Source organism: Pantoea anthophila (genome assembly GCF_026104315.1).
In the GTDB taxonomy this organism is placed as follows: domain Bacteria; phylum Pseudomonadota; class Gammaproteobacteria; order Enterobacterales; family Enterobacteriaceae; genus Pantoea; species Pantoea anthophila.
In genome coordinates this window covers 1038044-1050481 of sequence record NZ_CP110473.1, presented here as the reverse complement: position 1 = coordinate 1050481, position 12438 = coordinate 1038044, and the positions used below count along the sequence as shown (strand labels likewise).

9 protein-coding genes are annotated in these 12438 nt (G+C 59.3%); 4 read left to right on the top strand and 5 right to left on the bottom strand.

The genetic code is table 11. The features are described from left to right. Nucleotides 1–27: 27 nt before the first annotated feature. The gene (gene uraA, locus OJ965_RS07515) at nt 28–1311 is read right to left on the bottom strand and encodes a uracil permease (RefSeq protein WP_046102358.1); all 1284 of its coding nucleotides are present in this window, start codon (nt 1309–1311) and stop codon (nt 28–30) included. Between the two features lie 144 nt (nt 1312–1455). After that, on the bottom strand, nt 1456–2082 hold the full coding sequence (gene upp, locus OJ965_RS07510) for a uracil phosphoribosyltransferase (protein ID WP_009088774.1): 627 nt from the start codon (nt 2080–2082) through the stop codon (nt 1456–1458). Between the two features lie 228 nt (nt 2083–2310). Between upp and purM the strand changes: the two genes are divergently transcribed. Further along, nucleotides 2311–3351, top strand: a complete 1041-nt coding sequence (purM, locus tag OJ965_RS07505) for a phosphoribosylformylglycinamidine cyclo-ligase (RefSeq protein ID WP_265138639.1) — start codon at nt 2311–2313, stop codon at nt 3349–3351. After that, entirely contained in the window at nt 3348–3986 is a 639-nt protein-coding gene (gene purN, locus OJ965_RS07500) for a phosphoribosylglycinamide formyltransferase (RefSeq protein WP_058957413.1), read from the top strand. The genes purM and purN overlap by 4 nt, the downstream gene beginning before the upstream one ends. Before the next feature lie 181 nt (nt 3987–4167). Here purN and pstB read toward each other — a convergent pair whose 3' ends face one another. From pstB to OJ965_RS07485, 3 genes are read right to left on the bottom strand one after another with little or no spacing between them, the layout of a single operon-like run. After that, nucleotides 4168–4935: a phosphate ABC transporter ATP-binding protein PstB gene (gene pstB, locus OJ965_RS07495; RefSeq protein WP_419721786.1), complete on the bottom strand. Its 768-nt coding sequence runs from the start codon at nt 4933–4935 to the stop codon at nt 4168–4170. Between the two features lie 12 nt (nt 4936–4947). Further along, a complete protein-coding gene (gene pstA, locus OJ965_RS07490) occupies nt 4948–6582 on the bottom strand; it encodes a phosphate ABC transporter permease PstA (protein WP_265138635.1) in 1635 nt (544 codons plus the stop codon). After that, nucleotides 6579–8666: an ABC transporter permease subunit gene (locus OJ965_RS07485; protein ID WP_265138633.1), complete on the bottom strand. Its 2088-nt coding sequence runs from the start codon at nt 8664–8666 to the stop codon at nt 6579–6581. Before OJ965_RS07485 ends, pstA begins: the two co-directional genes overlap by 4 nt. Before the next feature lie 150 nt (nt 8667–8816). Between OJ965_RS07485 and ppk1 the strand changes: the two genes are divergently transcribed. Both ppk1 and ppx read left to right on the top strand, forming a co-directional pair. Further along, entirely contained in the window at nt 8817–10877 is a 2061-nt protein-coding gene (gene ppk1 / locus OJ965_RS07480) for a polyphosphate kinase 1 (protein WP_046102362.1), read from the top strand. 5 nt (nt 10878–10882) lie between these two features. Beyond that, on the top strand, nt 10883–12409 hold the full coding sequence (ppx, locus tag OJ965_RS07475) for an exopolyphosphatase (RefSeq protein WP_009088767.1): 1527 nt from the start codon (nt 10883–10885) through the stop codon (nt 12407–12409). Nucleotides 12410–12438: the final 29 nt, after the last annotated feature.

Here is a 12438-nt window from a genome sequence, read left to right as displayed (position 1 = left end):
GCCCCGATCCTGTCCGTCACGATGCGATCAGGGCTCGCGGGATTCTTCGGCGTCCAGCACCACTTCTTCCGGACGCAGCAGCGAGATCACCCGGAAGATCAATGAGAGTCCGACGCCCACGATCGTCGCTAACGCCATGCCCTTCAGCTCTGCCGCGCCGATGTGCACCTTCGCGCCGCTGACGCCAATGATCAGGATCACCGAGGTCAGGATCAGGTTTTGCGCTTTGTTGTAATCGACTTTCGATTCGATCAGAACGCGGATACCCGATGCGCCGATCACGCCATACAGCAGCAGCGACACGCCGCCCATAACCGGCACCGGGATCGCCTGGATCACCGCCGCCAGTTTGCCGACGCAGGAGAGCAGGATCGCCAGAATCGCCGCACCGCCAATTACCCAGGTACTGTAGACACGGGTAATCGCCATGACGCCGATGTTTTCGCCATAGGTAGTGTTCGGGGTGGAGCCAAAGAAGCCGGAGATCACCGTCGATAAGCCGTTGGCGAACATTGAGCGATGCAGGCCGGGGTCGCGGATGAGATCTTTCTTCACGATGTTAGCCGTGACCACCAGATGCCCGATATGTTCGGCAATCACCACCAGCGCGGCGGGGAGAATCGTCAGCATCGCCACCCACTCAAAGCGCGGCGTGTAGAAAGTCGGCAGGGCAAACCAGGGGGCACTGACCACGCCGCGCCAGTCCACAATGCCCATAAACGCGGAGAGCAGATAACCCGCCACCACGCCGACCAGGATAGGGATGATCGCCAGGAAGCCGCGGAACAGCACCGAACCAAATACCGTGACGGCCAGGGTCACCAGCGAAATCAGCACCGTTTTACTGTCGGGTGCGCTGCCTTCTGCCGGCAGCAGGCCCGCCATATTGGCCGCTACGCCCGCCAGCTCCAGACCGATTACGGCGACAATCGCACCCATCGCCGCTGGCGGAAACATCACGTCCAGCCAGCCGGTTCCCGCGCGTTTAACAATCAGCGCCACGAGGCAAAAGAGCACCCCGCAGAGGATAAATCCTCCCAGCGCCACCTCATAGCCCAGCGGCAGCAACAGCAGTACCGGCGAGATAAAGGCGAAACTGGAACCGAGATAGGCGGGGATTTTGCCCTTACAGATAAAGAGGTAGATCAGCGTGCCGACGCCGTTAAACAGCAGAACCGTCGCCGGGTTGATGTGAAACAGAATCGGCACCAGTACCGTGGCACCAAACATGGCGAACAGGTGTTGCAGGCTGAGTGGAATGGTTTGCAGTAACGGCGGTCGTTCAGTGACGCCAATGGCGCGACGAGTCATCATTTATCCCCTTATGTTATTTTCCCCACGGGTGCGCGCTTCAGGCACAGCCTCAGGCACGCGGGTCAGCCCTGCGGCAAATCCGCCCCGGTCGGAGAGCTTTTTTTTGCAAAAAAAAGCCGACTCTCTGGTCGGCTATGCGATTTATTTGGTTCCGAAAATCTTGTCCCCGGCATCGCCGAGTCCGGGAATGATGTAACCCTTCTCATTCAGTCCCTGATCCACAGACGCCGTGTAGAGCTCAACGTCAGGGTGTGCCTTCTCCAGTGCAGCGATCCCTTCCGGGGCGGCAACCAGTACCAGCACTTTAATGCTGGTGCAGCCCGCTTTTTTCAGCAGGTCGATGGTAGCGATCATTGAGCCCCCGGTCGCCAGCATCGGGTCTACCACCAGCGCCAGGCGCTCTTCGATGTTAGAAACCAGCTTCTGGAAATAGGGAACCGGCTCCAGCGTCTCTTCATCACGGTAAACCCCAACCACGCTGATACGGGCGCTGGGAACGTGCTCCAGAACCCCTTCCATCATGCCAAGACCGGCACGCAGAATCGGCACCACCGTGATCTTTTTGCCTTTGATCTGATCGATTTCAACCGGGCCGTTCCAGCCCTCAATGGTGACGCGTTCCGTTTCCAGATCGGCGGTCGCTTCGTAGGTCAGCAGGCTGCCCACTTCAGACGCCAGCTCACGAAAGCGCTTTGTACTGATATCATGCTCACGCATCAGGCCCAGTTTATGTTTGACCAGCGGGTGTCTGACTTCCACGATCTTCATTGGTGTTCTCCCGGAATGAGTTGAGCTAAAAAAAATCGCGGGATTATACCGCCTTTTCCGCTCTGCGCCACCTGTCCTTGCGCAAAGCCGCGAGTCTGGCCGGGATAAAACAAGGATTAATGAAAATTGTCCGATGCGCAATCCCGGACTCGCAAACGTTTGCCTGCACTGTTAGAATTGCCGCGCTTTATTTTAACCACCAACCGCAACTCGCGTGGGGACCTCGCAGTGACCGACAAAACCTCTCTCAGTTACAAAGACGCCGGTGTTGATATTGATGCTGGTAATGCCCTGGTTGACCGTATTAAAGGCGTAGTGAAAAAGACGCGTCGCCCGGAAGTGATGGGTGGACTGGGCGGTTTTGGTGCGCTTTGCGCGCTGCCGCAGAAATACCGTGAACCCGTGCTGGTCTCCGGCACCGATGGCGTTGGTACCAAGCTGCGTCTGGCGATGGATCTCAAACGTCACGACGCCATTGGTGTTGACCTGGTGGCGATGTGCGTTAACGACCTGGTGGTGCAGGGTGCTGAGCCGCTCTTCTTCCTGGATTACTACGCGACCGGCAAACTGGACGTGGACACTGCCTCTGCGGTGATCACCGGCATCGCCGAAGGGTGTCTGCAGTCAGGGTGTGCGCTGGTCGGCGGTGAAACGGCCGAGATGCCAGGCATGTATCACGGCGAAGATTACGACGTGGCCGGTTTCTGCGTGGGCGTGGTGGAAAAATCAGAAATCATTGATGGCAGCAAGGTGCAGGATGGCGACGTGCTGATCGCCCTCGGCTCCAGTGGCCCGCACTCCAACGGCTATTCGCTGGTGCGCAAGATTCTGGAAGTCAGCAACACCGATCCGCTGACCGAACAGCTGGAAGGCAAACCGCTGGCTGATCATCTGCTGGAACCGACCCGCATCTACGTGAAAAATATCCTGAGCCTGATTGAACAGGTCGATGTGCATGCTATCGCACACCTGACCGGCGGCGGCTTCTGGGAAAATATTCCTCGCGTGCTGCCCGACAACACCCAGGCGGTGATTGATGAGAAGAGCTGGCAGTGGCCGGCCGTCTTCAGCTGGCTGCAGCAGGCCGGTAACGTCAGCCGTTTCGAGATGTACCGTACCTTTAACTGCGGCGTCGGGATGGTCATCGCCCTGAGCCCGGCCGACGCGTATAAAGCGATTGCGCTGATGGAAGCGGCCGGAGAGAAAGCCTGGAAGCTCGGCGTGATCAAAGCGTCAGAGGCGGAAGAGCGTGTGGTCATCAACGGATGAAAAAGCTGGTTGTACTGATCTCCGGCAACGGAAGCAATCTTCAGTCCATCCTTGACGCCTGCGCCAGCGGGCGCATTCACGGCAGCGTGGCTGCCGTGTTCAGCAACCGCGCCGCTGCCTTTGGCTTAACGCGGGCGCGTGAGGCGGGCATCCCGGCTCACGCGCTGGCCGCCAGCGATTTCACCGACCGGGACGCCTTTGATCGCCAGCTGATCGCTGAGATTGAAGCGTACTCGCCCGACCTTGTCGTCCTGGCGGGGTATATGCGTATTCTCAGCAGCGCATTCGTGGCCCATTTTCACGATCGCCTGCTGAATATTCACCCTTCCCTGCTGCCGAAATATCCGGGCCTGCATACGCACCGTCAGGCGCTGGAGAACGGTGACAGCGAGCATGGCACGTCAGTGCATTTTGTCACTGACGAGCTGGATGGCGGGCCGGTGATCCTGCAGGCAAAAGTGCCGATTTTTGCCGACGACACGGAGGCGGAGATCACGGAGCGGGTGCAGCATCAGGAGCACGCCATCTATCCGCTGGTCATCGACTGGTTTGTTGAGGGACGGCTGGCGATGCGTGACGGTAAGGCCTGGCTGGATGGCGAACCGCTGCCGCCGCAGGGCTATGCTAACGACTGATAGACGGGAAGTCACACAGACAGCTGTTAAACCTGAAGCGATGGGGGCCTGTGTCCGGAGTAAAGCATAGCGGGCCATGGAGGGCCCGCGCTGAGCCCGCCATGGAGGGCGTCTTTTGCGTCTTTACGCAGGACACAGGCCCCCTGAGCCGGTGACAGAGCGCCCCTTTCCCGTTGCGGACTCAGCCGTAACGCCCCGTAATATAATCTTCGGTCCGGCGCTGTTTCGGCGCGGTGAAGATACGGTCGGTCTCATCAAACTCCACCAGCACGCCCTGATGCATAAACGCGGTGTAATCTGACACGCGAGAGGCCTGCTGCATGTTGTGCGTCACCAGCACCAGCGTAAAATGCTGCTTCAGCGTGGTCATCAGCTCTTCAATCACCAGCGTCGAAATGGGGTCCAGCGCAGAAGTCGGCTCATCCAGCAGCAGAACCTCCGGTTCAATCGCAATAGCGCGGGCAATCACCAGCCGCTGCTGCTGTCCGGTCGAGAGCGTCAGCGCATTCTGAGACAGCTGGTCTTTCACCTCACCCCAGAGCGCCGCCGCACGCAGCGCACGCTCACAGGCTTCGTTCAGCACCCGCCGGTCGCGTACCCCCTGCAGGCGCAGCCCGTAAACGACATTCTCATAGATCGACTTGGGAAACGGATTCGGCCGCTGAAACACCATCCCGATCCGACGCCGCAGCGCGGAGAGATCCTGCTCCGGTCGCAGTATCGGCAGCGAGCCCAGTAGCACCTCTCCCTCAACCCGGCAGTGATCGATCACATCATTCATGCGGTTAAAGCAGCGCAGCAGCGTCGATTTACCACAGCCTGAAGGACCAATCAGCGCGGTGATCCTGTTTTTCGGCACCTGCAGCGAAATATCCTGCAGCGCCTGGCGCTCGCCATACCACAGCGACAGATGGTTAACGGTAAGCGCCATATCCGTGTCGGACGTCATAGTCATAGCCTGTTATTGAGTCATAAGGCGATAGCGTTCACGCAGACGGTGACGCAGGGCCATCGCCAGCAGATTAAGCGACAGAATAATCAGCACCAGCAGCAGCGCGGTGGCAAACACCAGCGGCCGGTCAGCTTCAATATTCGGGCTCTGAAACGCCAGATCGTAAATCTGGAAGCCCAGATGCATAAACTTGCGATCCAGATGCAGATAAGGAAACACCGCGTCTACCGGCAGCTCCGGCACCATTTTTACTACCCCCACCAGCATCAGCGGTGCGGTTTCCCCGGCCGCCCGCGCCACCGCCAGGATCAGACCGGTCAGCATCGCGGGTACTGCCATAGGCAGCACCACATTCCACAGGGTTTCCGCCTGCGTTGCGCCCAGCGCCAGCGACCCCTGTCGCAGACTGTTGGGAATACGGGACAGCCCCTCTTCGGTCGCGACAATGACCACCGGCAGCGTCAGTAACGCCAGCGTCAGTGAGGCCCACAGCAGCCCTGGCGTGCCAAACGTCGGATTGGGCAGCGCGCTGGCGAAGAAGAGCTGGTCGATCGTGCCGCCCACCAGCCAGACGAAAAAGCCCAGGCCAAAGACGCCATAGACAATCGAGGGGACGCCCGCCAGATTGACCACCGCGATCCGCACCAGCCGGGTCAGCGCATGACGTCCGGCATATTCATGCAGCCAGATTGCCGCGATCACGCCCAGCGGCATCACCACCACCGACATCAGCAGCACCATCAGCACGGTGCCGAAAATGGCCGGAAACGCGCCCGATTCACTCTCGCCCTCCGCAGGGGAGTCGCTGACGAAGCGCCACAGCTGATGCAGGAAATGCAGCATTTTGCCGCCTGCCGTCATCGCATTGGGCTTCCAGCTGTCCACAATGTCGGTCAGCGGAATCGCATGTTCGGTGCCGTGTACATCCCGCAGGATCAGCAGATCGCGCTGACTTTGCTGCTGCAGAGAGGCCAGCGTCTCACTCAGCTGATTGAAACGGCGCTGCAGGGCGGCCTGATTGGCCTGAAATTCCGACTCGGTCTGCAGATCAAAGCGTCCGGCGGCCCGTCGTGCCTCCGCCTGCTCGTCTAACTGCTCCCGCTGGCTGTTGAGACGCGCCATATCGACCCGACGGATCTGGCTGGCCTGGCGCACCAGGGTCTGCACCTGCGCGAGCCGTTGATGCAGCAGCGCATCCGGGTCTCTGGCGGTTAACTCTTCATTGTCTTCACGCAGCCCGACAAACCAGCCATAGGCCTGACCGTGGCCGCGCCGCTGCAGCACCATGACATCGGCGGGCTGAGTGACCTGCGCCGCCTGACGGCTGTAAACCACGCGGAAATCGGGCGCATCCCACTCCCGGTTACCGGTCTTAATCAGATAGCGATGAACCTTCTCCCCCTGGTTGCCCTGCTCATCGGCCGGGGCGGGAAAGTGCCGCTGATGCTCCAACGTTTCACCCAGCAGGCGCGTCTCGCCGCCGTCCAGCTGGCTGAAGCTGTAAAGGTCAACGCGCTGCGGCCAGAAGGCACGCACCCCCTGCCAGGCCAGCAAACCAATCAGCAGCGTAAAGGCGAGCAGGCAGACGGCTACCGCGCCGGCGGTTAACCACCGCCAGCGATCGTTCTGGCGCATCACCTTCATGCCTGCTCCTCCTGCTGACTGTATCGCTGACGCAGCCGCTGACGGATCAGCTCTGCAATGGTGTTGATAACCAGCGTAAACAGCAGCAGCAGCAGAGCGCTGAGAAACAGCACCCGGTAGTGGGCACTGCCCGCCGCCGCTTCCGGCATCTCGATAGCGATATTGGCGGACAGCGCGCGCAGGCCGCTGAACAGGCCCCCTTCACTTTGCGGCGTGTTACCGGTCGCCATCAGCAGAATCATGGTTTCTCCCACGGCGCGCCCCAGACCGACCATTAGCGCGGCAAAAATACCGGCAGAGGCACCGGGCAGCACCACGCGGGTCAGCGTCTGCCACGGCGTCGCGCCCAGCGCCAGCGAGCCCTGTCCCAGCGCCGCGGGGACGCTGAAGAGCGCATCTTCCGAGAGGGTAAAGATCAGCGGCACCAGCGCAAAGCCCATCGCCAGCGCGGCCACCAGCAGATTTCGCTGTTCATAATGCGGCAGCCAGTCGCCGGCATCCGGCATAAATCGAGCGGGCAGCCACAGCGTCAGCAGCGTCACTGACAGCAGCAGCGGCAGCAGAATCAGCACTTCGCGACCGGGTTGACGCCAGCGCGGCGGTAAGCGGGCGCTGAATACCCCGCACAGCAGCAGCGCGCCCGCCAGGGTGAGCGGCAGCAGCAGCACCCCCAGCAGGGCCTGCCCGATGTGCGGTGCCAGCCAGAGTCCGGCAATCAGCCCGACCACCACACTCGGCAGCGCCCCCATCATCTCAATCGCCGGTTTCACCCAGCGTCGCAGGCCGGGGGCCATAAACCACGCGGTGTACATGGCGGCGGCCAGCGCCAGCGGCGTGGCAAACAGCAGCGCTAACCCGGCCGCTTTCAGCGTGCCCGTCACCATCGGCACCAGACTGAACTTTGCCTGATAGCCGTCGCCCGCGGCGGTCGACTGCCAGACCCAGTCCGGCGCGGGATAGTTCTCATACCAGATTTTCTGCCAGAAATTACGCCACGTGACGTCGGGCCACGGGTTATCGAGCCGCAGCATCTGCCAGTGTCCGGGCCGCTCAATCAGCAGGCTGTCGCCGCGGGGTGAAAACTGCGCCTGTACGATGCCGGGCGCCAGCTGACGCTCCAGTATCGGGCCGCTCTGCTTGCTGGCGAACAGCCGCAGCAGCCCCTGCCTGCTGAGTGTGGCGAACACACGACGGTGCGGCTCCGTCACCAGAAGCGTCTCACCGTCGCTCTGCGCGAAGGTCTTTATGCGCTGGAGGCGCGGCCCCTGCTCGCCGGCCACAGCAAACCACTGTGTCACGCCGCTGCGATCCTGAATCAGCAGGCTTGCACCGCCCACCAGCAGGTGCAGGCTTTGCGGCGGCTGCGGCAGGGTGTGCGTTTCGCGTAATGACGCCTGTGCATCACCCAGCTGCCAGACGCGCAGCAGATTGCCTTCCGTGGTGTAGAGCAGATCGCCTGTCGGTGAAAGCGCCAGCAGATCAAGCTGATGCTGAGGCAGCGAGAGAATAGCAGCCTGACGATCGGTGCCGATCGTCAGCACCTGAAGTCCGGCCTGGGTGAGCGCCGCGATACGCCATTGATCGGCATGGCGGGTTGCCAGCGCCATCTTCGTCACCGCGCCAGCGGGTAGATGAAAGGGTTTGTCGCCCAGCGGAAAGCGCCACTGCTGGTCGGCTGTGGGCTGCAGCAGCGTCAGCGCTCCCTCAATATTGAGCAGCAGCGTCTGCCCGTCGGCACTCTGCTCAATCGCACCCGGTGGTGGCGTCAGCGCCAGTGCCGGTTCTGCGGGCTGCCCATCCAGCGGAATAAAGCGCGCCGCGCCGCGATCGCTGATACGCCAGCCGACCTTGCCCTGATTGCCCATCGCTAATGCAGGCGCACGATCCCAGAGTTGCTGGCTGGAGGCGATTTGCAGACCCGGCGCCGTAAACAGCGGCAGTACCACTCCAATCAGCCAGCAGAACAGCAGCAGCATCAGCAGCAGGATCGCCACGCCGCAGCAGGTAACCAGCCGCCGCGTCAGGCGGTCAATGGCACGACGCTTACGATCGCTGAATTGGACAGGAATGTGGTTTACGCTCATGCGGTTCCGGCAGCAGGCTGAAATAAGCCGCTATGTTGCCCGTAGCGGGTTGATAAGACAACTCCTGGCGTTGGACAACGCTGCCATACTCTCGCCATAATGTTCAGGGACACTGGATCTTCAGTCCTGCAACCGCTAAATGGAGTGAGAATGGGTCAGGTAAAGCTTTATATTGAAAAAGAATTGAGCTGGTTATCCTTTAATGAACGGGTTTTGCAGGAAGCGGCAGATAAAAGCAATCCACTGATTGAGCGGATGCGCTTTCTGGGTATCTACTCCAACAACCTCGATGAATTCTATAAAGTGCGTTTTGCCGACCTGAAACGCCGTATTCTGATTGGTGAAGAGCAGGGTTCCGCCAGTACGCCACGTCATCTGTTTAAAAAAATTCAGCAGCGGGTGATGAAGTCCGATCAGGAGTTCGATGCCCTCTATAACGAACTGCTGCTGGAGATGGCGCGCAACCAGATCTTCCTGATCAACGAACGTCAGCTGTCGCCCAATCAGCAGGCGTGGCTGCGTCACTACTTTAAGCATGAGCTGCGTCAGCACATCTCGCCGATTCTGATCACCCATGAAACCGACCTGACCGAATTTCTTAAAGATGACTACACCTACCTGGCGGTCGAGATTATCCGGGGTGACGACATCCGCTATGCGCTGCTGGAGATCCCGTCCGACAAGGTGCCGCGCTTTATCAATCTTCCGGCGGAGCCACCACGTCGCCGTAAGCCGATGATCCTGCTCGACAACATTTTACGTTACTGCCTGGATGATATTTTCAAAGGCTTTTACGACTACGACGCGCTCAACGCCTATTCCATGAAAATGACGCGTGACGCCGAGTACGATCTGGTGACGGAGATGGAGTCGAGCCTGCTGGAGCTGATGTCCTCCAGCCTGAAGCAGCGACTGACGGCAGAGCCGGTGCGTTTCGTCTATCAGCGTGATATGCCGGAGGCGATGGTTGAACTGCTGTGCCACAAGCTCTCTATCTCTAACTTCGATTCGATTCTGCCCGGCGGTCGCTATCACAACTTTAAAGATTTCATCGGCTTCCCGAACGTCGGCAAAAACAACCTGATAAATCGTCCGCTGCCGCAGATCCGCCACATCGGCTTCGACGGCTACCGCAACGGCTTTGATGCGATCCGCGACCGCGACGTGCTGCTCTATTATCCTTATCACACCTTTGAGCATGTGCTGGAGCTGCTGCGTCAGGCGTCGTTTGACCCGAGCGTGCTGGCGATCAAAATCAATATTTACCGCGTCGCCAAACACTCGCGCATCATGGATGCGATGATCCACGCCGCGTATAACGGTAAGAAGGTCACGGTGGTGGTTGAGCTGCAGGCGCGCTTCGATGAAGAAGCCAACATCTACTGGGCTAAACGCCTGACCGAAGCCGGTGTGCATGTGATTTTCTCCGCCCCTGGCCTGAAAATCCACGCCAAGCTGTTCCTGATTTCACGCCGTGAAGGGGAAGAGATTGTGCGCTATGCCCACATCGGCACCGGCAACTTTAACGAGAAGACCGCCCGGCTCTACACGGACTACTCCCTGCTGACCGCCGATGCGCGTATCACCAACGAAGTGCGTCGGGTGTTCAACTTTATTGAGAACCCCTACCGGCCCGTGACGTTTGATCACCTGATGGTGTCTCCGCAGAACTCACGCCGGATGCTGTATGAACTGATCGACACCGAAATCGCCAATGCCCAGCAGCAGAAGCCCTCCGGCATTACTCTGAAAATAAACAATCTGGTGGACAAAGGGCTGGTTGATCGGCTTTATACAGCCTCCAGCGTAGGGGTAAAAGTCAATCTGCTGGTGCGTGGCATGTGCTCACTGATCCCGGATCTGCCGGGGATCAGCGAGAACATTCGCGTCATCAGTATTGTTGACCGCTATCTGGAACACGATCGCGTCTATATTTTTGAGAATGGCGGCGATAAGAAGGTGTTCCTCTCCTCCGCTGACTGGATGACGCGTAATATTGATTACCGTATTGAGGTGGCGGTGGCGATTCTCGATCCGCGCATCCGGCAGCGCATACTCGACATTATTGCCATTCAGTTGAGTGATACGGTGAAAGCCCGCATCGTCGACAAAGAGCTGAGTAACCATTACGTCCAGCGAGGCAATCGCCGTAAAGTGCGCTCGCAGCTGGCCATCTATGATTACATCAAGAAACTGGAACAACCTGACTAAATCCTATGCCAATTTCTCATAAAAGTACGCCTAAACCCCAGGAGTTTGCGGCGATTGACCTGGGCTCGAACAGTTTCCATATGGTGATTGCGCGGGTCGTCGACGGTGCGATGCAGGTGCTGGGTCGCCTGAAGCAGCGCGTCCATCTGGCTGACGGGCTGGATGCTCAGCACAAACTCAGCGAAGAGGCGATGGAGCGCGGCTTAGCCTGTCTGGCGCTGTTCGCCGAGCGCCTGCAGGGGTTCAGCCCGAGCAACGTGACCATTGTCGGCACCCATACGCTGCGTGAGGCGGTAAACGCCGAAACCTTCCTGCAGCGGGCGGCTGAGGTGATCCCCTACCCGATCGAGGTGATTTCAGGTCATGAAGAAGCGCGTCTGATCTTTATGGGCGTGGAGCATACGCAGCCGGAAAAAGGCCGCAAGCTGGTGATCGACATCGGCGGCGGCTCAACCGAGCTGGTGATTGGCGAGGATTTTGAACCGCAGCTGGTTGAAAGCCGCCGCATGGGCTGCGTCAGTTTCGCCCAGCTCTATTTCCCTAAGGGGGAAATCAGCCGTGAAAACTTCCGTCGTGCCCGTTTAGCGGCCGCGCAGAAGCTGGAAACGCTGGCGTGGCAGTATCGTCTGCATGGCTGGAAATATGCGCTGGGGGCGTCCGGAACTATTAAAGCCGCCTGTGAAGTGCTGCAGGCGATGGATGAGAAAGAGAAGCTGATCACCCCTGAGCGTCTCGACAAGCTCTATGACGAGGTGATGAAGCATAAATCCTTTGCGGCACTGAGCCTGCCGGGCCTCTCTGAAGAGCGCAAAAACGTCTTCGTGCCGGGACTGGCGATTCTCTGTGGCGTATTTGATGCGCTGGCGATCCGCGAGCTGCGCCTCTCTGACGGTGCGCTGCGTGAAGGCGTACTCTATGAGATGGAAGGCCGCTTCCGCCATCAGGATATTCGCAGCCGGACCGCACAGAGTCTGGCGAATCACTACGCCATCGACAGCGATCAGGCGCGACGCGTGCTTGACACCACCGAGCAGCTTTATGTGCAGTGGAGCGAGCAGAATCCAAAGCTGGCCAATCCGCAACTGGCTGCGCTGCTGAAGTGGGCGGCCATGCTGCATGAAGTCGGCCTGACCATTAACCATAGCGCGCTGCAGCGCCATTCCGCCTACATCCTGCAAAACACCAACCTGCCCGGTTTCAATCAGGATCAGCAGATGCTGCTGGCTGCGCTGGTCAGATTCCATCGCAAAGCGATTAAACTCGATGAGTTGCCGCGCGTCACGCTGTTCAAGAAAAAGCAGTTTATTCCGCTGATTTTCCTGCTGCGCCTGGGTACGCTGCTCAATAATCAGCGCCAGGCCACGACGCGCCCGGATGCGTTAAGCCTGAAGTGTGATGACGGCCACTGGACGCTGACCTTCCCGGCAGGCTATTTCAGTCAGAACAACCTGGTTCAGCTCGATCTCGAACGTGAGCAGGTTTACTGGAATGACGTGACGGGATGGAAACTGATCCTTAAAGAAGAAGCCTGACCTTACGGGCGCCTGGCGCCCTTTTAACT

Coding starts and splice junctions, on each gene's coding strand:
- ppx (WP_009088767.1), top strand. CDS start 10,883: ATGCCAATTTCTCATAAAAGTACGCCTAAACCCCAGGAGTTTGCGGCG.
- pstB (WP_419721786.1), bottom strand. CDS start 4,935: ATGACGTCCGACACGGATATGGCGCTTACCGTTAACCATCTGTCGCTG.
- upp (WP_009088774.1), bottom strand. CDS start 2,082: ATGAAGATCGTGGAAGTCAGACACCCGCTGGTCAAACATAAACTGGGC.
- ppk1 (WP_046102362.1), top strand. CDS start 8,817: ATGGGTCAGGTAAAGCTTTATATTGAAAAAGAATTGAGCTGGTTATCC.
- purN (WP_058957413.1), top strand. CDS start 3,348: ATGAAAAAGCTGGTTGTACTGATCTCCGGCAACGGAAGCAATCTTCAG.
- uraA (WP_046102358.1), bottom strand. CDS start 1,311: ATGACTCGTCGCGCCATTGGCGTCACTGAACGACCGCCGTTACTGCAA.
- pstA (WP_265138635.1), bottom strand. CDS start 6,582: ATGAAGGTGATGCGCCAGAACGATCGCTGGCGGTGGTTAACCGCCGGC.
- OJ965_RS07485 (WP_265138633.1), bottom strand. CDS start 8,666: ATGAGCGTAAACCACATTCCTGTCCAATTCAGCGATCGTAAGCGTCGT.